Source organism: Baia soyae (genome assembly GCF_004341445.1).
GTDB classification, from domain to species: Bacteria; Bacillota; Bacilli; order Thermoactinomycetales; family Thermoactinomycetaceae; genus Baia; species Baia soyae.
In genome coordinates, this window is record NZ_SLXV01000035.1 from 1 (window position 1) to 25,788 (window position 25,788).

Annotated in this window: 22 protein-coding genes and 1 pseudogene; 22 read left to right on the plus strand and 1 reads right to left on the minus strand. The window is 42.2% G+C overall.

Features of this window, described 5'->3' with window-relative positions; translation table 11 throughout:
* The first annotated feature begins 107 nt into the window (after window positions 1-107).
* From EDD57_RS10650 to EDD57_RS10735, 18 genes and pseudogenes are all read left to right on the plus strand, one after another.
* Window positions 108-1,003 (plus strand): annotated as a pseudogene (locus tag EDD57_RS10650) (group II intron maturase-specific domain-containing protein).
* Between the two features lie 156 nt (window positions 1,004-1,159).
* Entirely contained in the window at window positions 1,160-1,909 is a 750-nt protein-coding gene (locus EDD57_RS10655) for an NfeD family protein (RefSeq protein WP_131849428.1), read from the plus strand.
* Between the two features lie 29 nt (window positions 1,910-1,938).
* Window positions 1,939-2,913, plus strand: coding sequence for a flotillin-like protein FloA (floA, locus tag EDD57_RS10660; RefSeq protein WP_424205799.1), 975 nt, complete (start codon window positions 1,939-1,941; stop codon window positions 2,911-2,913).
* A 29-nt stretch (window positions 2,914-2,942) separates the two neighbouring features.
* On the plus strand, window positions 2,943-3,371 hold the full coding sequence (locus EDD57_RS10665; RefSeq protein WP_131849430.1) for a hypothetical protein: 429 nt from the start codon (window positions 2,943-2,945) through the stop codon (window positions 3,369-3,371).
* A gap of 106 nt (window positions 3,372-3,477) precedes the next feature.
* Window positions 3,478-3,672, plus strand: a complete 195-nt coding sequence (locus EDD57_RS10670; RefSeq protein ID WP_131849431.1) for an alpha/beta-type small acid-soluble spore protein — start codon at window positions 3,478-3,480, stop codon at window positions 3,670-3,672.
* 106 nt (window positions 3,673-3,778) lie between these two features.
* Window positions 3,779-4,060 carry a YabP/YqfC family sporulation protein gene (locus EDD57_RS10675; protein WP_165873774.1) on the plus strand — a complete coding sequence of 94 codons (282 nt, stop codon included), beginning with the start codon at window positions 3,779-3,781 and terminating at the stop codon, window positions 4,058-4,060.
* 20 nt (window positions 4,061-4,080) lie between these two features.
* The gene (gene yqfD, locus EDD57_RS10680; protein ID WP_131849433.1) at window positions 4,081-5,289 is read left to right on the plus strand and encodes a sporulation protein YqfD; all 1,209 of its coding nucleotides are present in this window, start codon (window positions 4,081-4,083) and stop codon (window positions 5,287-5,289) included.
* Window positions 5,290-5,294: 5 nt separating this feature from the next.
* Window positions 5,295-6,263 (plus strand): PhoH family protein, encoded by a 969-nt coding sequence (locus EDD57_RS10685; protein WP_131849434.1) that lies wholly within the window; start codon window positions 5,295-5,297, stop codon window positions 6,261-6,263.
* Window positions 6,264-6,304: 41 nt separating this feature from the next.
* Entirely contained in the window at window positions 6,305-8,449 is a 2,145-nt protein-coding gene (locus tag EDD57_RS10690) for an HD family phosphohydrolase (RefSeq protein ID WP_131849435.1), read from the plus strand.
* A complete protein-coding gene (gene ybeY / locus EDD57_RS10695; protein WP_131849436.1) occupies window positions 8,446-8,916 on the plus strand; it encodes an rRNA maturation RNase YbeY in 471 nt (156 codons plus the stop codon). Before EDD57_RS10690 ends, ybeY begins: the two co-directional genes overlap by 4 nt.
* Window positions 8,917-8,927: 11 nt before the next feature.
* Window positions 8,928-9,623 (plus strand): diacylglycerol kinase, encoded by a 696-nt coding sequence (locus EDD57_RS10700; RefSeq protein ID WP_131849437.1) that lies wholly within the window; start codon window positions 8,928-8,930, stop codon window positions 9,621-9,623.
* Entirely contained in the window at window positions 9,509-10,042 is a 534-nt protein-coding gene (locus EDD57_RS10705) for a cytidine deaminase (RefSeq protein ID WP_279388957.1), read from the plus strand. Before EDD57_RS10700 ends, EDD57_RS10705 begins: the two co-directional genes overlap by 115 nt.
* Window positions 10,035-10,946 (plus strand): GTPase Era, encoded by a 912-nt coding sequence (gene era / locus EDD57_RS10710; RefSeq protein WP_243649517.1) that lies wholly within the window; start codon window positions 10,035-10,037, stop codon window positions 10,944-10,946. Before EDD57_RS10705 ends, era begins: the two co-directional genes overlap by 8 nt.
* Window positions 10,947-11,038: 92 nt before the next feature.
* The gene (locus tag EDD57_RS10715) at window positions 11,039-11,170 is read left to right on the plus strand and encodes a YqzL family protein (RefSeq protein ID WP_131849440.1); all 132 of its coding nucleotides are present in this window, start codon (window positions 11,039-11,041) and stop codon (window positions 11,168-11,170) included.
* Window positions 11,171-11,183: 13 nt separating this feature from the next.
* Window positions 11,184-11,960, plus strand: coding sequence for a DNA repair protein RecO (gene recO / locus EDD57_RS10720; protein WP_131849441.1), 777 nt, complete (start codon window positions 11,184-11,186; stop codon window positions 11,958-11,960).
* A 725-nt stretch (window positions 11,961-12,685) separates the two neighbouring features.
* Window positions 12,686-13,576, plus strand: coding sequence for a glycine--tRNA ligase subunit alpha (gene glyQ / locus EDD57_RS10725; RefSeq protein WP_131849442.1), 891 nt, complete (start codon window positions 12,686-12,688; stop codon window positions 13,574-13,576).
* A complete protein-coding gene (glyS, locus tag EDD57_RS10730) occupies window positions 13,569-15,650 on the plus strand; it encodes a glycine--tRNA ligase subunit beta (protein WP_131849443.1) in 2,082 nt (693 codons plus the stop codon). Before glyQ ends, glyS begins: the two co-directional genes overlap by 8 nt.
* Window positions 15,651-16,209: 559 nt before the next feature.
* Complete coding sequence (locus tag EDD57_RS10735) at window positions 16,210-18,216, plus strand: M4 family metallopeptidase (RefSeq protein WP_131849444.1); 2,007 nt, start codon at window positions 16,210-16,212, stop codon at window positions 18,214-18,216.
* Window positions 18,217-18,291: 75 nt separating this feature from the next.
* Here the strand turns inward: EDD57_RS10735 and EDD57_RS10740 are convergent, their stop codons facing one another.
* Window positions 18,292-19,209 (minus strand): apurinic/apyrimidinic endonuclease family protein, encoded by a 918-nt coding sequence (locus EDD57_RS10740; RefSeq protein ID WP_131849445.1) that lies wholly within the window; start codon window positions 19,207-19,209, stop codon window positions 18,292-18,294.
* Between the two features lie 229 nt (window positions 19,210-19,438).
* Here EDD57_RS10740 and ccpN point away from each other — a divergent pair, with 229 nt between their 5' ends.
* The 4 genes from ccpN (at window position 19,439) to dnaG (ending at window position 25,765) form a co-directional block, all read left to right on the plus strand.
* Complete coding sequence (gene ccpN / locus EDD57_RS10745) at window positions 19,439-20,071, plus strand: transcriptional regulator CcpN (RefSeq protein WP_131849446.1); 633 nt, start codon at window positions 19,439-19,441, stop codon at window positions 20,069-20,071.
* Between the two features lie 11 nt (window positions 20,072-20,082).
* Window positions 20,083-20,907: a pyruvate, water dikinase regulatory protein gene (locus tag EDD57_RS10750; RefSeq protein WP_131849447.1), complete on the plus strand. Its 825-nt coding sequence runs from the start codon at window positions 20,083-20,085 to the stop codon at window positions 20,905-20,907.
* Window positions 20,904-23,555 carry a pyruvate, phosphate dikinase gene (gene ppdK, locus EDD57_RS10755; protein ID WP_131849448.1) on the plus strand — a complete coding sequence of 884 codons (2,652 nt, stop codon included), beginning with the start codon at window positions 20,904-20,906 and terminating at the stop codon, window positions 23,553-23,555. Before EDD57_RS10750 ends, ppdK begins: the two co-directional genes overlap by 4 nt.
* A gap of 380 nt (window positions 23,556-23,935) precedes the next feature.
* Window positions 23,936-25,765: a DNA primase gene (gene dnaG / locus EDD57_RS10760; protein WP_131849449.1), complete on the plus strand. Its 1,830-nt coding sequence runs from the start codon at window positions 23,936-23,938 to the stop codon at window positions 25,763-25,765.
* Window positions 25,766-25,788: the final 23 nt, after the last annotated feature.

Here is a 25,788-nt window from a genome sequence, read left to right on the forward strand (position 1 = left end):
GGGGGACTCTAGGAGGGTAGAGTAAGGAATGGTACAAATAGAACGGAGCGTTCACGAGGAAGGTTATATCGATGTTAATGAAACGGCTACTCTCATGAGAAAATCTCTTGAAGGCACTCAAACAAGTGGAAAAGAATAAGGGTAAGCCATGGGATGGATGGAATGTCAGTAGAATTCCTACGAGAACACATCCAGGAACATTGGACTTCTATCCGTTCTTTCATCGAAGATGGAACCTACAAACCGTTGCCCGTCCGTCGAATCGAAATCCTGAAACCGAACGGGGGCGTTTGGTTATTAGGTATACCTACTGTGTTTGACCGTTTTGTACAACAAGCAATCGCCCAAATTCTAACACCTTTATTTGATCCGTGTTTTTCAGATTGTAGCTATGGGTTCCGTCCCGGGAAACGTGGACATGACGACAAACAAATATTGAAACTGATTCGTAGGTATTTGCAGTCTGGAATTATGGTCAATGGATTAAGAGTTTCCAATGAACAAGGTGTCTCACAAGGTGTCTCACAAGGTGGTCCATTAAGCTCATTATTATCTAACATCATGCTAGACGTGTTAGATAAAGAGCTGGAAAAGCGTGGTCATAGATTCGTCCGCTATTTGGAAACGAAAGTTTCCAGGATTCAGTTTTACTCACCACTTCCAACCTAGAATACGTGTTGCTAAGGAGAGTATTAGAAGGGCAAAGGAAAAAATTAGAGAAATCACCTCCCGCTCAAAATCACTCCCGATAGAGCAAGGAATCGAGCGATTGAATGAGTTTCTGGTTGGCTGGGTGAATTATTTCTCCCTAAGACAAAAGTTAAAAGGCTTATTTCGTTGGGAGTTTCTAACGAAATAAGCCTATGAATGGGGTAACACTCGTAAGAGATATTGGCGTATTGCTCGTAGCCCGATACTCCAGAGGACGCTTGATCTCGCCTATTGGCGAGGTCTCGGATTAAAGAGTATAAAGGCAAGATATGGCCGGATTCGTCAGACTTAAGTGAACCGCCTAGTGCGGAACCGCATGCTAGGTGGTGTGAGAGGTCGGGGGTTATCACCCCCTCCTACTCAATTTTTTGTTTGCTTGCTAAAATGAAGGTTTTAATAATTGGTGAAGCAGGGAACAAAGATAAGGGAAAAGGGGAGGGGATTTCGTTTGAGACGATGCTCATGGATGATGACGGCAAGCACCCTTTTTTTGATTGCCATGATTCCGAATCAAGTCTGGGCAGCTGGTAGCACGGATAGTGGAATGGCGATTGGTAGCTCCTCGTGGCTTCTATGGACGTTAGTGAGCATAGGACTACTGGGGTTGGTGCTAGAAGTGATGATACCAGGTCACTTCGTATCAGGTGTAATAAGTGTTTTTGCATTTGCCACCTATTTTTGGCTACGATTTGGTCAAAACGAAACCAATTGGATGATCGTTTGGGCCTTTGTAGTAGGATTTGTCTTACTATTCATTGAAATTTTTATCCCTGGATTTGGTTTGTTTGGTGCTTTAGGGATTGTAGGTATTTTTTATGCCATTATTATGGCAGCTCCGTCTATGATGGAAGGAATTTTTGCATTATGCCTCGGCTTAATTATTACGTTTATCGCTTTGTGGATCCTGTACCGGTTCTTTGGATTACGGACCAAATGGAAAAAACTAGTCCTAACAAGTACTCAAGACGGGAACAATGGCTTTAACGCTAGCAAGGACCGTCGCTATTTGCTAGGGCAACGCGGAGTCACTGTTACACCACTTCGGACATCAGGTTGGGTTCTATTTGAACAAGGCCGTGAAGATGTAGTAAGCGATGGAGAGATGATTCCCAACAATACTGTGGTAGAAGTAACCTTGGTTGAAGGAAATCGTGTCGTGGTTTCCAGAGTCCGAGAAGATGACAAATCGGAAGAGTAAGAGAACTAAGAGGAGTGAATCATATGGATATGGCTCAAATTATGCCTGTCATTGTAGGAGTTTTGATTGTAATTGGTATTTTATTGTTCTTTAACATGGTCCCTGTCATGTTATGGATTAGCGCATGGGCATCTGGCGCTTATATCGGGTTAGTTAAATTGGTTGCAATGCGTTTACGTCGAATCACACCAAGTCGAGTTGTGAACCCCTACATTAAAGCTAGAAAAGCTGGCTTAGATGTGACGATTGATCAACTAGAAACTCACTTGCTTGCTGGGGGGAATGTGGACCGAGTCGTGGATGCGCTAATTGCCGCAGAACGTGCCAATATTAACCTCGAATTTGTAAAAGCTGTCGCGATTGACCTCGCGGGTCGTGATGTACTAGAAGCCGTACAGATGAGTGTAAATCCAAAAGTGATCACGACACCGATTGTGTCCGCAGTAGCAAAAGACGGAATCGAAGTAAAAGTATTGGCTCGGGTAACGGTTCGTGCTAATATCGATCGCCTTGTAGGTGGTGCTGGTGAAGAAACCATTCTGGCACGTGTAGGTGAAGGAATTGTTACCACAAACGGTGGCGCTGAGAGTCATAAAGAGATTTTAAAGCATCCTGACATGATTTCTGAAACGGTTCTTAGAAAGGGTCTAGATGCAGGGACTGCTTTTGAAATTCTATCGATTGACATCGCTGAGATTGATATCGGGAAGAATATCGGTGCACAGCTTCAAACGGATCAAGCGGAAGCAGATAAGCGAATTGCCCAAGCAAAGGCAGAAGAACGCCGTGCGATGGCTGTCGCGACAGAACAAGAGAATCGTGCACGTGTCGAAGAAATGCGTGCAAATGTTGTAAAAGCAGAAGCAGAAGTTCCATTAGCATTGGCAGATGCCCTTCGCAATGGAAAGATCGGCTATATGGATTACTTGCAAATGCAAAACATTGAAGCGGATACGAAGATGCGTAAAAATATTAGTGGTTCCGATGGAGCAGAGAATGAATAACCTCCCTTACAGAACAGGAGGGGACAGCAATGGGTAGTATTGCGATTATTATTGCGATCTTCGCAGGTCTCTTCAAATTGTTTGATTACATCCTTAGGGCAAATAATAAGAAACCTGTTTTTACGCCTGCGATTAATCGACTTGAGGATTTTATGGACTTTATAGATGACGATGATGAAGACCGCCCAAAAAAGAAGAAGCGCCCTAAGTCGTCATCTAAACCGGCTAAAGTCCAAGAAGCAGAGCCAGTGAACTTCGAACAAGCGTTTCCAAGAGCCTCCGAGCAATATCGTCCAAATCTCAGCGGTGTAAGTCAAGGAGTGCAGCGTAGAAAAGTCTCTGTTAAACCAAAACCAACCTTTTCATCTAGCGAGGTACAAAAGGCGTTTGTTTACAGGGAAATATTAGGACCTCCAAGGGCTCTAGAACCATATAAATCGAGACGTTATCCGCGTTAACTGCTTAGGTTTCCTAGGCAGTTTTTTATGCTTATTTTCCTTGGTAACATATGTGCATACTACGATTCTGCAAAAGCTCCATACTATCGATAAGGAGGTGGTAGTAGTGGAACAGTTTTCTCGTAGTTCAAATCGTTTATTAGTTCCTGGAGCGTCATCCGTACTGAACCAATTCAAAGAAGAAATCGCAGCTGAGTTGGGTGTAACATTAGGATCAGAGACATCGGCACGCTCCAATGGATCGGTAGGCGGAGAAATCACAAAGCGCTTGATTGCTCAATCAGCGCAACAAATGAACTAAGTAAGTTAGACAGCTATTTACGGTCAGAGGTAGATAGCTGTTTTACTTTGTTCATAAATAGGCATCTTTAGTCATATGGTACAACAAGGAGATGGAGGGGCGCCTTATGCAGAAAAAATGGAATGGTCACATGCGAGACTGGGCTTCAAAATGGCTAGACCTACCACCAGACGTAGCAAGCGAAGTCCCTCGAATTGAATGGATCGGTAACTACCGATTACGTGTAGAGAATTATAAGAAGATTGAGGAATTAACAGAGAAGTCAATCTCCCTGTCCACCAAATTGGGGGTTCTCGATATACAAGGTTCCCGTATCGTAGTAAAAGTAATCGACTCAGAAGTAGTGATCGTTGAGGGTGAAATTGAGAATGTTCGATATAGAAAGTAAGGAATAAGGGGCGAGGAGCATTGTTAGGAGTCAAAATGCCAAATAAGGTTGAAGGAGAAGTAACAATAGAATGTCGTGGGGCGGATCTTACCCCCTTTTTAAATGATGTGGTACAAGCAGGAATTGTCCTAAACCAGATCGGGTGGAAAGGAAACGAACTCGTTCAGATTACAATCCTTATTCCAGATTTTAAACGGGTTATTTCTCTTTTAAGGCAGCACGGTTGTAAAATGAAGATTGTAAAAAAATCAGGATTTCCGTTTTTGGTAGCAAAAGCGATGCGTAGAAAATTTTTTTCCATCGGGGCTATTTTATTTATTTCGTTTCTCTATATGTTAAGCTCATTGGTTTGGAAAATAGATATATTAGGCAATGATAAGATACCGACACAACTTGTTCAAAATTTATTGCAAAAAGAAGGGGTTTATCCGGGACAATGGAAGGGGAAAATCCCTTCTCAAGAGGAGTTAAAACAGCATCTTTTAGCACAACTTCCTCAGGCGACATGGATTGGAATCCAAATGGAGGGAACCCGCGTTGTAGTGACAGTGGTAGAGAAAAAAGGGATCGATCAAGCGACGGAACCGCAGAAAGTGGGTCCTGTTAATTTAGTAGCCAAGAAAGATGCCTTTATTGTCGATCTAACAGTGGAAAAGGGTAATCCGTTGGTGAAAGTAAATGACACTGTTCAAAAGGACCAGGTATTAGTCTCTGGTAAATATGGAGATCCTACCATGCAAGAAGGCGGCCAAATCGTTGGAGCTAAAGGAACGGTAATGGGTGAAGTGTGGTATGAGTCTAATATCGTGGTTCCACTTAAAATGGAGTATCAGAAATTTACTGGAAATCGGGTAACGAAAACGGTTCCTATGATTGGAACTTGGCAAATTCGTAATCCATTTAGCAAGGATCATCCGTATCAGACATTTGAAATCGTTCCCAAAGAGAGTTTTTTACAGGTTGGAAAATGGCGCTTTCCAATTGGTTGGATCAAGGAAGAATATATGGAGACGGAGCTTGAAAAGAGGGTCTTAACTCCTGCTCAAGCTGTTGAGGCAGGAATGAGCCAGGCCAAAGCAGAAATTCTAAATGTTGTAGGAAAAGATGGCAAGATTATCAGCCAAAAAATTTTGCAACAGTCTATAAAGAATGGTAGAGTTTATTTGAAAATTAACTTTGATGTAGTGGAAAACATTGCGGTTTCTAAGCCGCTTCTTCAAGGAGAATAAAAACATTGAATCTCGAAGAACATACTAAAAAAATTCAACTTTCAAGTCCAGAAGAAGCATTAAGCTTATTCGGACCCCAAGACCATTATCTAAAGCAAATCGAAGCAAGCACAAAAGCCAAAATCCATACTCGTAGTTCTGCTATTACGATTACCGGGTCACACGAGGATTTAGAGATAGTAAGCCATTTATTTCGTGTGCTATTAACGTTAATTCGTCAAGGATTTCAATTGACGGAGCGAGATATCGTGTATGCAACCCGTTTGGCACAGCAAGGCACAGTGGATGAGTTATTGGAGCTATATGGCGAAGAGATTGGAGTCTCCCATAAAAATCAAAAGGTACGAGTAAAGACATTAGGGCAACGCCACTACGTAAGTGCGATGAAGAAACATGATATTGTTTTCGGTATTGGTCCTGCTGGGACAGGTAAAACATTTCTGGCAGTCGTCATGGCCGTTACGGCATTAAAAAATCATCATGTGAAGAAGATCGTCTTAACTAGGCCTGCAGTTGAGGCCGGAGAGAGCCTTGGTTTTTTGCCAGGTGATCTACAGGAAAAGGTGGATCCGTACCTACGCCCATTATATGATGCATTGTACTTTATGTTAGGAAATGAACAAGTAACGAAGATGATGGAACGCGGGTTGATCGAAGTGGCACCTCTGGCTTACATGCGTGGGCGAACGTTAGAAGACTCATTTATTATTTTAGATGAGGCCCAAAACACGACACCTGAGCAGATGAAGATGTTTTTAACAAGACTCGGCTTTGGTTCGAAGATGGTTGTGACAGGGGATGCTACACAAGTTGATTTACCAAAAGGAAAAAAATCTGGATTACGGGAATCAGAACGCATCTTAAAGAAGATACCAGACCTAAAGTTTGTCTACCTTGGTCAAGAGGATGTCGTCCGCCATTCATTGGTTCAGAAGGTAATTGAAGCGTATGAGCAAGACGAGATGGATATCTAAGATATCTAGTGTTCAATGACTTGACAAGGAGCCGATCTAGGATGAAAGGTAAAGAAGTAGAACCATCTTTGTGGCTCGAACGTTTACGAGAGACAGAGTTTTGGAAGACAAATAAAAAAGTAACCATTCTTTTATACGCGATCTTTGGGGTCGCGTTCTATTTATTGCTTATTGGAAATGTACTCCCGATGCAGTACGAATTAAAAGAAGGAAGCATTAGCCCGAATACGATTACCGCTCCTGCAACGATTATCGACGAAGTTGCCACGGAAAAGGCGAAAGAACGGGCGAAGCAAGGGGTTTCTCCAGTATTTACCAAAGATGATAAGGTGACAAATGATCAAATCGATCAGATCGAACGTTTTTTTAGTGAAGCAAAATCTACCTTATCTGAGAAATCGTTAAACGAAACAGAGAAAAAGAATAGAATTAAAGAAGTAATGGGGGGAAAGGAAGAAAAACTTAGCGAAGAGTTCTTTGGAAAATTAGTTCGTACCCCTGTCGATGATTTAACAGAGATCCGAGTGGGGACACGGGAAATTGTCGCGGAAATTATGGGGGACGGTGTTAAGGAGACCGAATTAGCAGAGAAGACGCGGGCTGTGGATCAAAAATTTTCTACCCTTTCTCCAAACTCCCGTTATTTAGTTCAGAGGCTAGCTAAGTTTTATATCATTCCAAATGAATTTTCCGACGCTCCTAAGACAAAAGCTCTGCAAGAGGCGGCGATGAATAATGCTGATCTTGTTAAAATTGAGCAGGGACAAAATATAGTGACCAAAGGTCAAAAAATTACAGCTGATCAATATGAGAAGCTAATGAAGTTTAAGCTTCTTCGTTCAACGAATCTTTGGGGCTCTTATATAGGACTAGCTCTATTACTAATCGTAGTGCTTATCTTTTTCTATCTCTATATTCAACGATTTCATCCGTCTGTGGCACATGATAATTTTAAAATCATCATGTTCTTTCTAGTACTCACGATTTGTATGACGGGCATGAAAGTCATTGCAATTGGACAAAATTTGGATGAATGGAGCACTTTAGGTTACTTAAGCCCGGTTGCACTAGGCGGGATGCTAGTAACGTTACTACTAAACGTGGAGCTAGGTTTTTTATGTATTGTGTACCTCAGTATTGTTACCAGTATGTTTTTTAGTGGTGAAGGTCACCAACTATTTGATTTCCGCTTCGGTTTAGTTGCACTCATGGGTGGGGTGGTGAGTGCTTTTGCTCTATCAGGGGTCAAGCGTCGGAGTTCTGTGTTATATGCAGGAATCTATGGGTCGATTGCCTCTGTCGTTACGATCATGGCTTTATTTTTCATCTTTCCAGCGGAGGGATGGAGTACTATTTGGAGATCTCTCTCTTTGGGCTTGGCAGGAGGCATTTTCTGCTCTATTTTAACGATTGGATTCTTACCTGGTTTCGAATCTCTCTTCGGGATTTTGTCCCCTCTCCGCTTACTAGAGCTGAGTAACCCAAATCATCCATTGCTAAAGAAACTACTCTACGATGCTCCTGGCACCTATCATCATAGTGTTATTGTAGGGAATTTAGCAGAGGCGGGAGCAGAGGCGATCGGGGCAAATGGGCTTTTAGCTCGGGTAGGTGCTTATTATCATGACTTAGGGAAAACCAAACGGCCTCAATTTTTTATTGAAAATCAAATTGGGAAAGAAAACCCTCATGATAAAATTTCGCCGAACTTGAGTAAGACCATCATTATCTCCCATACGCGTGATGGGATTGAGATGTTAAAAAAATATCGAATCCCAGAGCCGATTCAAGATATTGCCGCCCAGCATCACGGTACAACTCTAATCAAATATTTTTATTTCAGGGCGCTCGAAGCAACGGACGGGATGAATGTGCTTGAGGAAGACTATCGTTATCCGGGTCCTAAACCCCAGTTTAAAGAGGCTGCGATTGTGGGGATTGCAGACTGTGTGGAAGCGGCCGTTCGGTCAGTAGCTAAGCCAACGCCATCACGGATTGAAGGGGTCATCAAAAAAATTATTCAACAAAGACTGGAAGATGGCCAATTTGATGAATGTGACTTAACGATTAAGGAATTAGACCTCATTGCTCAGGCGATGTGTGCTACTTTGCAGGGAATCTTTCATAATCGAATCGAATATCCAGAGAGTCCAACTCTAACTGGCAAAGGAGCGAGACAACATTGAGCGTAGTCATCGATCTTACAGTTGAAATTGAAGTAACGAAAGAGCAACAGGAAGCTATCAATATTATCGATTCTTGTCTGCAACAAGCAGCCAAAGTGGAAGAGCTACCGGATGTTCAAGTATCCGTTACGATTACCAATAACCAAGAAATTCAAGAGATTAATGCAGAGCATAGAGGGATGGATCGCCCTACTGACGTCTTATCTTTCCCGCTATATGAAGCGGATGAAGAATGGATGCTCGAAGAAGGAGAAGAAGCAGTCGCCATAGGGGATATCGTGATTTCGCTCGACCGTGCCATCGAACAGGCAACCGATTATGGGCACTCATTATCCAGGGAAATGGGCTTTCTAGCTGTACATGGCTTTCTGCACTTACTGGGATATGACCATGAAACGCCCGAGCAAGAGAAGGAAATGTTTCGTAGTCAAGAGCTTATCTTAGACCAAATTGGTTTAAGGAGGTAACCTTTCATCTTATGAAATGGATGACCAAGGTATTAAATAGCTTTCGATACGCATTAGAGGGGCTTCGTTATACTGCGGTTACACAGCGCAATATGCGAATTCATTTTGTGGTGGCGCTTGCAGTATTAGTCGTTAGTCTTTATCTTCCGTTAAGTAAATTTGAAGTGCTGGTACTGTTCGTCTCGATTGTGCTAGTATTATTTGCTGAGCTACTAAATACGGTGATTGAAGTGATTGTGGATATGGTGACCGAAGAGTATCATCCACTAGCTAAAATAGCAAAAGATGTGGCCGCAGGAGCTGTTTTATTAACGGCAGGTCTTGCTGTCATCGTAGGAATTAGTGTATTTTATCCTTACCTCAACATGTTGTTTCATAAAGTGTATAGCACTCAAAAGGTCTTATATCCTGCGAACATCGGCTTGGCGGCACTCATTGCATTTGATTTCTTTTTGACTTTGATGGTGAAGGCATGGGTTCATCGTATGCGAAGGCCAGACTTAGAGCCTAGCATGACGACTTCATTATCTGTGTGTGTAGCAACGTTAATTGTGGCGGTCATCGGAAACTTAACGATTACCCTCATGGTCCTATGTTTAATTCTCCTATTTTTAGGGACAAGGGCCCGTGTGCAAAAACCGACACCTATTTTCTTTGGAGCGGTCCTCGGACTTGTCGTGGCTCTGATGGGTGTACAACTTTTATAAGTGAATATAAGGAAGGTAATAAGATGAAAAAATTAATAGAATTAGCGATTGAAGCAAGGAAAAATGCATATGTACCTTATTCAAAATTTCCAGTTGGAGCGGCCCTTTTGGCTTCGGATGGTTCTATCTTTAAAGGTTGTAATATCGAAAATGCTTCCTTTGGCTTAACCAACTGTGCAGAGCGAACTGCGATCTTTAAAGCTGTTTCGGAAGGAACTCGTGGCTTTGAAGGAATTGCGATTGTAGCAGATACAGAGGGACCTGTGTCACCGTGTGGAGCTTGTCGCCAAGTATTATCCGAGCATTGTGCCCCAGAGATGAAAGTATGGCTGACCAATTTACATGGAGAAGTACAAGAGACAACGGTTGGGGAACTGTTACCGGGTGCGTTTGTTAAGGGGGATCTGCACGTTGAGTAAAAAAGTACATAAATCAGGTTTTGTTGCCTTAATTGGTCGTCCCAATGTAGGCAAATCTACTTTAATGAATTACTTGATTGGTCAAAAAGTTGCGATTATGTCTGATAAGCCACAGACAACTCGTAACCAAATACGGGGAGTTTTAACCAATGAAGAAGGCCAAATTGTATTTTTGGATACGCCGGGGATTCATAAACCACAATCTCGTTTAGGCGAGTGGCTGGTGAAAACGGCACAAAATACATTAGCTGAAGTAGATTTGGTTTTGTTTTTGGTGGATGCAGGTGAAGGGCTAGGCGCGGGTGATCGTTATATTATGGAGAACCTAAAGGGTGTACGGACACCAGTATTTCTCGTGGTGAATAAGATAGATCAAGTCCATCCAGATAAGCTCTTTCCCATTATCGATGAATATAGAAAGATCCATGATTTCACAGAGATTGTCCCTATTTCCGCATTGAAAGGGAACAATACCAACACATTAACAAACGTTATCTTTGAACATCTACAAGAGGGACCAGCCTATTATCCAGCGGATCAAGTAACCGACCATCCTGAGAGATTCATTGTCGGGGAGCTGGTCCGTGAAAAAGTATTAGAGCTGACGAAAGAAGAAATCCCTCATTCTGTTGCTGTGGTCGTAGAGGAAATGAGTATCCGTGAAAATCAGCAGACGATCTATATTCGAGCTGAGATCTATACGGAACGTACTTCCCAAAAAGGGATTTTGATCGGGAAACAAGGTGCGTTGTTAAAAGAAGTAGGAAAACGGGCACGTGCTGAGATCGAACCGTTACTCGGATATAAAGTCTTTCTTGATTTATGGGTGAAAGTAAAAAAAGACTGGAGAAATGCAGATTTCTATATACGGCAATTTGGTTATCGGGATGAAGATTATTCATAATAAAACTTGCCAATTTTTCCATCTCATATGAATCCCCTTCTTCGGTCATCTTAAGAATGTACAGGTACATCAAGCAGAAAGGACGATGCTAGATGCGTAATTTCTCGTGGCATTGCTTCTCTACGACTGGCGATATCGAAGCCTATTTACTTTATAAAGAGTGTGAGGTGTTGGCTGGTGGATGTGACCAGAGACTGATTGAAGATGAGGAAGAAGAAGGGTAGAAAGGGCTAGCCAATGTTAGTAAAGATTGAGGGAATTGTCATCAGGGCGCGTTCATTTGGTGAAAGCAATCAAGTGGTGCAAGTCTACTCTGAGCATCTTGGAAAGCTTTCTTTTGTAGCGCGAGGTGCTAAGAAAACAAGAAGCCGATTTAGTGCGTTGACACAACCTTTTACGATTGCCAACTTCCTTTGCTTTTCAAGTGGAAACGGTCTGCCCACATTAAACCAAGCAGATCTCGTCCATTCTCATCAAGCAATCAGACAAGATTTACTACGAACTTCCTATGGCGCGTACTGGTTAGACTTAGTAGACCATCTCTTCGAGGAGAAGGAACCGAACCCGGGTTTATATCGCTTTCTAAAAACAGCTTTTGATTGGTTAGAACAAGAAAAGGATCCAGATATACTCACACGTATGGTTGAATGTAAAATGATGGCTGCTGGTGGCTATCGACCTATTTTACACGCGTGTGCTCAATGTGGATCCGAAGAACGCCGTCCTGTTACCTTTAGCATTTATCAGGGCGGTTTTCTATGTGAAACATGTAAACATACCGATTCCCACGCGATTCCTTTATCTGATGCAACAATTCGCATTCTTCCTGTTCTGGTGAATCTTCCGATCGATCGACTTGGAGAGATTACGATCAAAGAAGAGACGAAGCAACAACTTGAAAGAGTGATACGATCTTTTTTGATGGAGCATGTAGATATCCGTCTCAAGTCATGGGATATTCTTGAGCAGATGCGTAAAGTGTGGGCGGCTTCTGATGATTCTACTTCTACTTAAACGTAGTTGGCTTGAAATAGAATAGATAAGTGAAAAAGACCCAGTGACTAAGGACAGCTAGTATTGGATCAGGGCTCGGGGCAATGTATTTGCTCACTAACCTCGCTATGAGCAGATACATATGCCTCCTATCTCATTTTCATTTACTGTTTGGCACTTGAAACTAGTTTTCTACATACGATATCTTTCGATTAATGGAAAATTCGAATGAGGGGAGGGAGAGTCTGTTTGATACCATGCGATGTTAGCGATCCTATTTAGCATAGTGATCCGTAGTATGGGGCGCTTTTGGTGCAACATGTTTGAGCGTTCTTTGCGAGTTTTGCACCTGCCCTAACGGAGGATCACGAAGCGGACTTGCTTTTCCACATCTCTGCTGGATCGGTATTTGAGCAGGTATCGAATAGACTCTCCTTGACACCGTAAGATATTTCCACTACATTTAAACTTATAATCGAATGACCGTGCTACGAAGGAAAAGAGTACCTAGGAAGAGTTGCTTAGCGAATCAGGAATAGTGAAAGCCTGATCAATCAACCTAGCGAAGGGCAGTCTGGAGCGCGAAACGGAATGAAGGCGGATAGTAAACCACGTTGTTGCTATCAATTAGGGTGGAACCGCGGGAGTAAGCCTCTCGTCCCTATGACCAAGATCTTGACGATCTTGGTCATAGGGACGAGAGGCTTTTTGCTTGTCCGCGAATCTTACGGAGGTGACCATGATAGATGAATTTTCAAGAAATCGTGAAGACACTACAAGACTTCTGGTCTGAAAAGGGATGTATTTTAAGCAATTCGTATGACGTCGAGAAAGGAGCGGGAACGCTTAATCCGATGACGTTTCTACGTACACTCGGACCGGAGCCTTGGAATGTAGCATATGTAGAGCCTTCCCGTCGTCCCAATGATGGTCGTTACGGAGAGAACCCAAACCGTCTGTACCAGCACCATCAATTTCAAGTCATCATGAAACCAGCTCCAAACGATATTCAAGAGATTTATCTGGATAGCTTGCGAGCACTCGGAATTGATCCATTGCAACATGATATCCGATTTGTAGAGGATAACTGGGAAAACCCCACATTTGGTGCCGCGGGACTTGGCTGGGAAGTATGGCTCGATGGCATGGAGATCACGCAGTTCACATATTTCCAACAAGTAGGTGGAATTGAGACCAATCCTATTTCGGTAGAACTAACATACGGACTGGAGCGTCTTGCTCTTTATATTCAAGAGAAAGAAAACGTATATGAGCTTGAGTATACGGATGGAGTCTTATACGGAGACATCTTTAAGCATCCAGAATATGAACACTCTAAGTATACATTTGAAATATCGGATGCAGACCTGTTGTTCCGTTTGTTCGATAGCTATGAAAAAGAGGCCCTTCGCATCTTAGAAGAAAATCTCGTCTTCCCCGCTTATGATTACATCTTAAAGTGTTCGCACACGTTTAACTTGCTTGATGCCCGTGGTGTGATTAGTGTTACGGAACGAGCCGGTTATATTGGCCGGGTGAGAAATATGGCTCGCCGCTGTGCGAAAGCCTTCATCGAAGAGCGTGAGAAGCTTGAATTCCCGTTATTAAAAACTTCTGGAGGTGAGCAAGGTGAGTAAACAGGATTTCTTACTTGAAGTGGGTGTCGAAGAAATGCCAGCCCGCTATGTTTCTGAGTTGATTAGCCAATTGGAACAAAATACGCAGAAATGGTTTGAGAAATATCGAATTTCATTTGAGCAAGTAACCACTTTTTCTACCCCACGACGTCTTGCTGTTCTTGTCAGTGGAGTAGCGGACCGACAAGCAGATCTTCATGAAGAGGTAAAGGGTCCACCAGCTCGTATTGCGAAAACGCCAGAGGGTGAGTGGAGTAAAGCGGCAGAAGGATTTGCACGTAAAAATGGAGTTTCGGTAGATCAGTTGGAACTTCGGGAATTAAAGGGTGAAAGCTATCTATTTGCCAATGTTCATCAACCAGGTGGTGAAACGTTTGATATCTTGTCTTCGGCCTTTCATGAGGCATTACAAGCTTTTCAACCACCTAAAACGATGCGCTGGGATCAATATCGCTTTGTTCGTCCTGTGCGTTGGCTCGTTGCATTATTAGGTGCATCTAGTGTTCCTATTTCATGGTCGGGTGTAACGGCAGGGAACCTCACTCGCGGCCATCGCTTTTTGGGAGAAGAAGTAATGATTTCAGAGCCTGCTTTGTATGAAGATGTTCTTCGTGGCCAATACGTGATCGTGAATGCGGAGGCACGCAAACAAGCGATCGTTCAACAAATCCGCTATCTAGAAGAGGAAAACAACTGGACGATTCCGATTCACGAGGGATTATTGGAAGAAGTAACGAATTTGGTGGAGTATCCAACAGCGTTATCTGGAACGTTTGATGAGGCGTTTTTGCAAGTACCTGATCCTGTGTTGACTATTACGATGCGAGAACACCAGCGTTATTTCCCTGTGCAAGACTTGGAAGGGAAGCTCCTCCCATTTTTTATTACCATTCGCAATGGAGATCATCAGCATCTTGCACTAGTAGCGAAAGGGAACGAGAAAGTGTTATCAGCACGGTTAGCAGATGCTCGTTTCTTCTATGAAGAAGATTTAAAAACAGACTTGTCCGCATTTCAAGCGAAACTAGAGCAGATTGTTTTCTTTGAAGGACTTGGAACCATGGCAGATCGAGTGCGTCGGATTCAATGTATTGCGGGGCAGATGGGCCGATTATTACAGTTAGATGAGAAAATGCTGCAAGATTTAGATCGCGCCGCATCTCTTTGTAAGTTTGATCTAGCTACCCAAATGGTAGGCGAATTACCTGAGTTAGAAGGCTTTATGGGTAGCGTCTATGCACAAGCGGCAGGCGAGTCGCAAGAAGTAGCTTACGTAATCGATGACCACCACAAGCCGCGCTTTGCAGGGGACGAGATGCCTGATACTCTTCTCGGTACGATTCTTTCTGTAGCAGATAAGATGGACACACTATGCGCAACGTTTGGCATCGGGGTTCAACCGACTGGTTCCCAAGATCCGTATGGCTTGCGTCGTCGTGCAACTGGATTAATCCAGCTTTTCTTAAGTGAGCATTTACGTGGAGTGGAGATGGTCGATGTTATCCAGATCGTGGAGCAAACACTGCGGCTTCATAATCTGGTTAAGCTGTCGCCAGAACAATTCTCCGATGAACTATATCCGTTTTTGATTCTTCGTTTCCGAAATATCTTACAAGATGCTGACTTACGTTATGATGTGGTGGAAGCCATCGCTGAATCTGGGTTTTCTCGTCCTGCTCTTGCTGTGGAGAGAGCACATGTCTTACAAGCGAAGCTGGAGCGAGAGGAATTCAAGCTAGAGGTTGAAGGCTTTACCCGAGTAGCTAATTTAGCGGCAAAAGCAGATGATACGCATGTTCAACCAGATTTGCTTGTTGAAACATCGGAAAAACAACTTGCCAAATCACTTGAACTTGCTAATGAAGCGTACCGCTCTGCGTATGAATCCGAAAATGCGTTAGGTATGTATGATGCCATCGCAGGTTTGACCCCTGAGATCCACCATTTCTTTGATCATGTGATGGTCATGGTGGAAGATGAGGAGATTCGAAAAAATCGTCTGGCACTACTCAGAGAAATTACCAATACGACTCGTACGTTTGCCGCATTTGAACAAATCGTGTTTCCCTCTTAGAAATAAAATAAAAACCTTCAAGTGATGCAAACAAGTATCACTTGAAGGTTTTTTATGTCCAAATCGTATTTGAGTAGAGGCGTACTATCTAGTATTTTTATGCTACTAATACATTTTTTCATTTAAGCAAAGGAGGTCATTTTCCCTATATGTATTTTAATATTCTAAATAAAATTACTTTTAGCTAAATTAAATCATTAATAGAATGTTTAAGTCGATATGATTCTGAGTAAAATCAGATGGATTTAATGTTCAATATTCAAAAATCTAAGGTAACATCAGTACATAAACTTAGTAAAGTGATGATATAAAAAAGAATCATTCTGTATTAAGAAACGAAAAAGCCGGTAAATGGGCTAATAAATAGTATAAATCTTGTATTGTTTTTTTGTTTAGTTTGTATTATTCTTTACTAAAGCTAAATAGTCTTGCTACTATTCCCAGTTTAAAATACATTTAATATATTCAGGATATTCTATCATTTATCACATTAAATGTATTAAGTTTATTAAATGTAATTTTATTTTTCTGACTTTATAACAAATGAGGAGGACTAGACATGTCCGTGAAAAAAGGTGTTTCGATCGCTACTGCTTCTATACTGACTTTAAGTGTAGCAAGCGTCAGTGCATGGGCAACTAATGATGCCCAAGTAAAGCTTGATCAACAAGAGACGTTACAAAAAATATCGAAAGAGACAGGCTCCCAATTTTCTGTAGCTTGGGATTCAGAAACCAAAGCCCCTTCCTTTGTTAGAGGTAAAATTTCGAATAAAAAGTTAAAATCAAAAGAGGATGCCTTAGCTGTGTTGGAAGAGAATAAGGCGTTATACCAGATCAAACAAGCATCGTCTGACCTGACATTGGACAAGCAAGGTTCAGATCAATTCGGTAGTTTTTATAAGTTCCAGCAAGTATATAAAGGAATTCCTGTATTTGGTCATCAATTAGTGGTCCATGGAGATCAAAAACAAACAAGTAATTCGATAAGTGGTACATTTGATGGACAAGTATTCTCGAAAGAGGTTAGCACCAAAGCGAAGCTGACAGAAGCACAAGCGACTGAGAAGGCAAAGGCAGCCAATGGACTAGCTGAAGTCAAAACATTTGATATCCAGAAAGCAAATCTATACATCTATGAGGCAAGTGAAGGAAAACATACCCTTGTTTATCGTGTCACCTTATCTACACTAGAAAAGAGCGAACTTTTCTATTCTGATATATTTGTCGATGCTCAAACAGGTACGATTGTCGATCAGATTGATAAGGTTCACCATGCGGCGGCTGTTGGGCAAGGCAAGGGTGTTCTAAATGATAACAAGTCCATAAACACAGATTCATACCCAGGTGGGTACTACTTACGTGATATCACGAAGCCTATGTACTCACAAAGTGGTGGAGCGATCGAGACATATACAGCAAAAAATAAGATGGTGTCACCAGGTACACTTCTTACAGATTCAGATAATATATGGAATGACCCAGCTGCTGTTGATGCCCATGTGTATGCTGGAAAAGTATACGACTACTACTACACCAAGCTAGGTCGTAACTCTTTTGATGACGAGGGTGGAACGTTGAAGTCTACCGTTCACTATAGAGAAAATTATGGTAACGCTGGTTGGACGGGAACCCAGATGGTGTATGGGGATGGAGATGGCAGTGATAAATACGCATACCTCTCAGGAGCATTGGATGTAGTTGCTCATGAAATAACGCACGGCGTTACAGAGAGGACTGCTGATTTAGTCTACGAAGGACAGTCGGGTGCTTTAAATGAATCATGGTCAGATGTATTTGGCAATTTAATTGAAAATAAATCAGATCCAGAATGGCTATGTGGTGAGGATATCACTACACCAAATATACCGGGAGATGCACTGCGCTCCATGTCTGATCCAACTAAATACGGAGATCCTGATCATATGAGGGATTATGTAGACACGACTGAGGATCATGGTGGTGTACATACAAACTCTGGAATTCCGAACAAAGCATTCTATAATTTCGTAACGACTTCTGGTGTTATTCGTGATAACGCGGCAAAAGTATGGTATCGTGCTCTTTCACAGTACCTAACTTCTAATTCCAAGTTTATCGATGCACGTAATGCGACGATTCAAGCGGCTACCGATTTATTTGGAGCAGGATCGACGGAAGTAAACGCTGTGACCAATGCATGGAGCAACGTTGGTGTGGGCGGTAGCACGAATCCAGGTCCAGGAAGCGATCCATATGAATCAAACGATACTCGTGCGACAGCATATAAAATTAGCTCTGGTACTACCTACAACGGCAAAATCAGTTCTAAAACGGATGAAGATTGGTTCCAGCTTACAAAAACAACCTCAGGAACAATTTCAGTAAGCTTGACGAATTTGCCAGAGGATTATGACCTCTACCTCTATAACTCTTCTGGAACGTTACTTACATCCTCTGAAGAGGGTGGGAAAACGAGTGAGTCAATCTCTTACCGAGGTTCTGCTAGAGGGACTTACTACGTGAAAGTAGTCGGCTACAATGGAAAGAACAGTTCATCAGCGTATGCATTGAAGGCTACTTATTAAAAAGAGCATGACGCACACATAAGAAACCCCTTGCTTCTCCAGTATTCTCTGGTATGAAGCAAGGGGTTTCTTACCTTAACCTCTTTTTAACGCATGTAGCGCATCCATCATATTTCGTAGATGAGGCTCAGACTGGGGTATTGCAATAGAGATCGGTGTTTCTGGGTTTACGGTTTCAGCAAATGTTAATAATTCTCCGTAAGCAGAAGTTGGGAAAGAGATGTGTGTTGTTTCGTTGGTATCTCCCCAACTCATCGCGTAAGAAAGCTGAATAAAGGCTACATGAGGTTGGATTTTCTCATAGAATTCGATCCAATTTGGAGAAGCATAAAGGATTTCTTTCTCGGTAGCTCCAGCAAACATACTTCTAGAGCGATGCATGTAGGTTAGTAAATGGGAGGTGATTCTGGCATTCGCTGTATCAAAGGATAACTTTACTCCTGTTTGTTCTACTATTTTCAGGAGATGATTCGGTGTACGAAGTGCTGGATAAAGCTCAGAATGTCCTGGTTCAAAATACCCCTCATCACCCATCGGAGCATTTTCTAAAAGTATTTCAATTTGATGCTGGTCTGCATGTTTCTTTAACTGTGTTAATTGATCGATGATCCGTTGTACATACTCGGTTTTATAATCCTGTAGCGCATAGAAATCGGTTGGACGGGCATCTAAATATTCAAAGATGGTTCCTAGAGCTACTTTCGTTCCATGAACGATTAAAAACGTAGGAGAAGAGGTAGCAGCATGTATAATGTTAAACCACTCTAACCATTCCGATAGAGAGAATTCTGTGTCTCCTAAAGTTAGGTTTTTAGGAGCACGATAAGCAATTGGCTTAATTCGGGCCAATTCCAACAGGCTTTGGAATTCCTGAGTGGTACATATCTCATTGGGAAGTTGTAGCATCATTTGATTAAAGCCAAATTGGATACTACGACGCAAGCCAGATAAATCTAATTCAGTATTTATTGCAAGGGAATTTGATAGTAACATGTTGTCTGCCTCCAAGTATCGTTAACTCACTTTCACATTGTATAAAAATCGTTGTCTGTTGGCTAGGATACATACAAAATATAAGTTTTCGTTCTTTATTTGTAGAGTTTCTATTTATGAACTCTTGTTGGAAAATGAAAACATATAGTATATACTTTATAAGGTAATTACTATAAAAGTATAACACATTTCGACAAGTCCTTACTGCTGGAGGTGCACAAACATCGAGCTGACGAAGCGCCAGGAGAAAATACTGGAAATCGTAAAAAGTGAAGGTCCCATTACAGGTGAACAAATTGCGGACCAATTGCATCTGACTCGCGCTACATTACGTCCTGATTTAGCTATTTTGACAATGTCTGGCTTTTTAGATGCAAGACCACGTGTTGGTTATTTTTATTCCGGCAAGACTGCCAACCAACTGATGGGGGAGCATATCCGTAATTTGCATGTGAAAGACTACAAGTCTGTACCCGTTGTCGTCACAGAGGCAACTTCTGTCTATGATGCGATTTGTACGATGTTTTTAGAGGATGTAGGTACAATTTTTGTGATTAAAAAAGAAGGTTATTTGATTGGTGTGGTATCGCGTAAAGATTTACTACAGACCGCTATGGGCAAGCAAGATCTAAGTTCGATTCCTGTAGGAGTCGTGATGTCTAGAATGCCGAATCTGATTACATGTACACCGGAGGATACGCTTCATTATGCCGCGCAACAAATGATGAGACATCAAGTTGATTCACTTCCTGTTGTCCGCCCTTTTCAAGGAGATGATCGGCACCTTGAGGTGATTGGACGTATTAGTAAAACGACTTTAGCTAAGGCATTTGTTGAACTCGGACAGCACATTTCTGTTTAGAGGAGGAACCCATCATACTACTATCTAATCATGCCGTGGTTTATGTCATTTCAGACTCTGTTGGTGAGACAGCTGAGTTTGTAGTGAGAGCTGCGGTCAGCCAGTTTGAATACACACACCTAGAAATCCGTCGCGTTCCCTATGTGATGGATCGAGAAACGATACTGGAAACTGTGCAGGCTGCTAAAGAAGAGAAAGCATTAATTGCTTTTACATTAATCTTACCCGAAATGCAACAATTCCTTACAGAAGAAGCGATCAAAGCGGAAGTTCCCTATGTAGATATTATGGGACCGATGATGGACGGACTCTCTAAGTTGATTCAGAGTGAGCCGAAACGAAAACCAGGGCTTATTCACAAACTAGATGAAGAGTACTTCCGTAAAGTAGAAGCGATCGAGTTTGCTGTGAAATATGATGATGGACGGGACCCTCGTGGTTTACTACGAGCAGATGTCGTATTAATTGGCGTATCTCGTACATCCAAAACCCCATTATCGATGTATTTGGCTCACAAACGACTCAAAGTGGCAAATGTACCACTTGTGCCTGAAGTGGAGCCACCAGATGAATTATATTTGATTCCATCGGAGCGTTGTGTGGGTCTGATTATCGATCCAAGCCAATTAAATAATATCCGTAAAGAACGTTTAAAAGCCTTAGGTCTTACATCGGGAGCTAATTATGCCAGTGAGACCCGTATTCTAGAAGAGCTCGAATATGCGGAAAGAATTATTCGTAGAGTAGGTTGTCCACGTATTGATGTTACCAATAAAGCGGTAGAAGAGACTGCCAATATTATTCTAGATATGAAAAAAGGAGGCTACACCAGATGAGCAAAAAATGGGTGTATTTATTTCATGAGGGGTCAGCTAAGCAGAAATCTTTACTTGGTGGAAAGGGAGCGAACCTAGCAGAAATGACGAACGCGGGGCTCCCCGTTCCTCATGGCTTTACGATTACCACAGAGGCATGTAACCAGTATTATCAGGATGGAAAAGTAATTAGCGATGAGATTATCAAGCAGATGCAGGAGTCCTTAAAAGAGTTGGAGGAGAAAACGGGGAAACAATTTGGCAATCCAGAAAACCCGCTTTTGGTTTCCGTTCGCTCGGGGGCGGTATTCTCTATGCCAGGGATGATGGATACGGTACTCAATCTCGGACTAAATGACGAAACAGTGGCAGGATTGGCAAAGTTAACAAATAACCCAAGATTTGCGTATGATTCGTACCGTCGTTTTATCCAGATGTTTGGTGATGTAGTGATGGGTGTGGAGCATTACCATTTTGAAAAGATTATTCAAGCAAAGAAAACGCAACTTGGTGTGAAAAGTGATCCTGAGTTGACGGCCGAAGATTGGCAAGATGTGATTACAAAGTTTAAAGCAGTCATCTTTCAGCAAACCCAGACGGTGTTTTCAGAGTCTCCTATGGAGCAATTGCTTCAAGCGGTTACGGCAGTGTTTGATTCGTGGCATAATCATCGGGCTAAAATTTATCGTAATATCCATAAGATTCCGGATCATCTAGGAACAGCAGTAAATGTGCAATTGATGGTATTTGGAAATATGGGCGATGATTGTGGGACAGGGGTAGCCTTTACTCGAAATCCTTCTACAGGGGAAAATACCTTATATGGTGAATTTCTGCTTAATGCACAAGGGGAGGATGTAGTTGCGGGGGTGCGTACGCCCGAACCCATTGCCCAGTTAGCAGAGAAAATGCCAGATATTTTTGGGCAGTTCCAGCAAATTTCGAAGAGATTGGAACTTCATTATTTAGATATGCAGGATATTGAATTTACAGTAGAGCGGGGAACACTATATATTCTTCAAACCCGAAACGGGAAGCGTACAGCAGAAGCAGCCGTAAAAATTGCCGTAGATATGGTAGGAGAGTCTCTCATTAGTAAAGAAGAGGCCATATTGCGCATTGACCCAGATCAGTTGGACCAGCTTCTTCACCCACGACTAGATCCAGATGCACAGTTAGAAGTGGTGACAAAAGGTCTACCTGCTTCTCCAGGAGCGGCTTCAGGTGAAATCATCTTTCATGCGGACGATGCCGAAAAATTAGCGAGTAAAGGCAAAGCGGTAATTTTGGTACGTCCGGAAACGACGCCAGAAGATATTCATGGGATCTTAGCGGCCAAAGGTATTTTGACCAGTCGGGGTGGCATGACTTCTCATGCAGCTGTCGTCGCACGTGGTATGGGTAAAGCATGTATCTGTGGTTGTGAACAGTTAAAGATTGATTTGCGTTCCAAGGAGGTAAAAGTAGGAGGTCACGTTTTCCATGAGGGTGATTTGATCACGATTGATGGGAGCACAGGCCGTGTCATTCAGGGAAAGGTCCCGCTTATTGATCCTGTTTTATCTCCAGAATTTACAGAACTACTTAGCTGGGCGGACGAGATTCGAAAGATGAAAGTACGAACAAATGCAGATAATCCAGAAGACTCTCGTAAAGCGAGGGAGTTTGGTGCAGAAGGAATCGGCTTATGTCGTACGGAGCATATGTTTATGGAATTAAGCCGAATCCCGATCGTACAGAAAATGATTTTGGCAGAGACTGGGGATGAACGAAATGAAGCGTTAGCTGAATTACTCCCGATGCAGAGAGAGGATTTTGTGGGTATTTTGGAAGCGATGGATGGCCTACCGGTCAATATCCGCTTGCTAGATCCGCCTCTTCACGAATTTCTGCCTAATTTAGAAGAGTTACTAGTGGAGTTAACCAAACTGCAAATGACACCTGATGCCGATCGGCTAGAGATGATTCGCAAAGAAGCGTTGATTCGCAAAGTACGAGCTCTGCAAGAATTTAATCCGATGTTAGGGCATCGAGGTTGTCGTTTGGGGTTAATCTATCCAGAAATATATGCGATGCAAACACAAGCTATTTTTGAGGCTGCGGTAGATTGTTTGCACAGAAGTGTTCCAGTGGAAATTGAGATTATGATTCCGCTAGTAGGTCATGTTAAGGAATTAACGGAGATGAGACGTCTTGTTGAACAAATCGGTTCGGAGATTGAAACATCTTCAGGGCTAAAGATTCCATACACAGTGGGAACGATGATTGAAGTGCCTCGTGCGGCACTCACGGCAGATCAGATAGCAGAAGAAGCGGACTTTTTCTCTTTTGGAACCAATGATTTAACTCAAACCACATTTGGGTTTAGCCGTGATGATGCAGAAGGGAAGTTCCTGCACGCATATGTAGATAATAAAATACTTCCTGAGAATCCATTTGTTTCGATTGATATGGATGGTGTCGGTAAATTAATTGAGATGGGTGTTACCTTAGGCAGAGGAAAGAAATCCGATTTAAAAACGGGAATCTGTGGAGAGCATGGTGGTGAAAAGAGATCCATCGAATTTTGTCACAAAATCGGGCTGGATTATGTAAGTTGTTCCCCGTTCCGTGTGCCGTTAGCTAGGCTGAGTGCGGCACAAGCCGTTATTAAACAAGAAAATAAGTGAAAAAACAGCTCATAAAAAATTTCGCCATGAATACCCGGTTGACCTCGGGTATTTTTTTATTACAATGATTCTAAGATATAGTGTAAAGCTTTTTCTAATATTAAGGATTGGAGCATTTTCTTTTTACGTCATTTTATATATAATCGGAAGAATGTAGAGATCTCATTTGTGGGAAGGAGAAGGCTTATTTTTTGTAGAATTAAGGTGATATGTCTCCTTTGTCACGGTAGGTATGACGAAATTCTTCTTGAAGAAAATATTACCATGTGAAATAGACACATATGATGAAGGACTTTTTTGCTAAATGGCGAATAAGTACCAGATGTGTATAGAGGACATATTTCACTACAAAAGTCTGCCAGTAGAAAGCAGTGGTGGGGATGGGGCGCAGAATTTCAGATGAAGTTATCAATCAAATCCGCAGACACTTCGACATCGTAGATGTAGTGGGAAAATATGTTCAGTTAAAGAAAAGTGGGCGTAATTATTTTGGATTATGTCCTTTTCACTCGGAGAAGACCCCTTCTTTCTCGGTAGCTGCTGATAAACAAATTTATCATTGTTTTGGCTGTGGTGCAGGTGGAGATTCGATTAAGTTTATTATGGATGTAGAGCAACTAACCTTTTTGGAAGCTGTAGAACGACTCGCTGAAGAAGCAGGGATTTCTCTGCCTAATGAAGTAAGAGAACTTACACCTGAAGAAGTGGAACGAGATACGTTGTACAAAATCCTTGATCTATCTGCCAAGCTGTATCATCATGTATTGATGAACACCTCTCAAGGAAATGATGGAAAAGCTTATCTAGCACGAAGAAGAGTTAATCCAGAGACTGCACAAGCATTTCAACTAGGATTTGCACCTAGGTCTTATGACTTTTTATTATCCTTTCTTACGAAACGTGGTTATGCAACTTCCCTAATTGAAAAAGCGGGTCTCATTAAAAAGAACGACTCTCAAGGAACGTATCGGGATCGCTTTTATGGACGATTAATGTTTCCGATTCATGATTCCAAGGGGCGTGTGATCGCATTTGGTGCGAGAAGCTTTGAGGAGAATGAGCAAGCCAAATACTTAAATAGTCCAGAGACTGGATTGTTTCATAAGCGAAAACAACTTTATAATCTTCATCGTGCAAAGTCTTCTATCCGTAAAGAACAAAATATCGTTCTTGCCGAGGGTTATATGGACGTCATCATGATGTGGCAGGAAGGTGTTCATGCAGGGGTTGCCACACTTGGAACTGCTTTAAGCGAAGATCAAGTAAAAGTGATCAAGCAACATACGAAGAGTATTATAATTTGCTATGATTCTGACAATGCGGGTCAAAATGCTGCCTTGAAAGCTCTAGAGTTGATGAGGCCCCATGAATTGATGGTAAGAGTAGTGCCACTTCCAATCGGCTTTGATCCAGATGATTACATTCGTCGATTTGGGGGAAATTCTTTTCAGAAGGAAATGATCGCTGGTGCTCTTTCATCTACTTCCTTTCAATTAGAACGGGCGAAAAAAGATTTCAGGCTTCAAGATGAGGTGGAACGCCTTTCGTATATTCGGAAAGCAGTTGAGATGATTTCTGATTTGCCAATCGCAATTGAACAGGATCACTATTTGCGAAAACTAGCTGAAGAATTTCAAATTTCAATGGAAGCTTTGAAAGAGGAACAAAGGCATATCAGATTTCGAAAGAAAAAGCAAGCCTGGGGGGATAAAGAGGCAGGGAAGTGGAATAATGGGTACAAAGAAGATTCAAGAATGGTACCTAGAAAGTTGCGTTCCTACCACCCGATCGAACGAGCGGAGATGCACTTACTCGCACATATGATGCGGGATCGCTCTGTTTGTGATTGGGTACAGGATCATTTAGGAGCGGATTTTCAGACTGAGGTCCATACTGCATTAGTAGCGCACTTGTATTCGTATTATGCAGAAGGCCATCCAGCAAATCTAGGGCAGTTTTTGCACAGTCTTACGGAACCTTCCTTTATTCATAAAGCGACGGAAATTGCGATGATGGATATCCCCGAAGAAGTGTCAGAAGAAGCTCTGAAAGATTATATAAATCAAGTAAAGCAAGTTCCATTAGAACGTGAATGGAATAAAAACCAAAAGCTCGTGAAGCAAATCGAACGTGCTGGAGAGCCTATGAAAGCCGCCCAGCTGGGACAAGAGTTAATTGAACAGCTGAGACAAAAGAAAAAAATGCGGTAATCATGCGATCCAGGAAGGAGGAA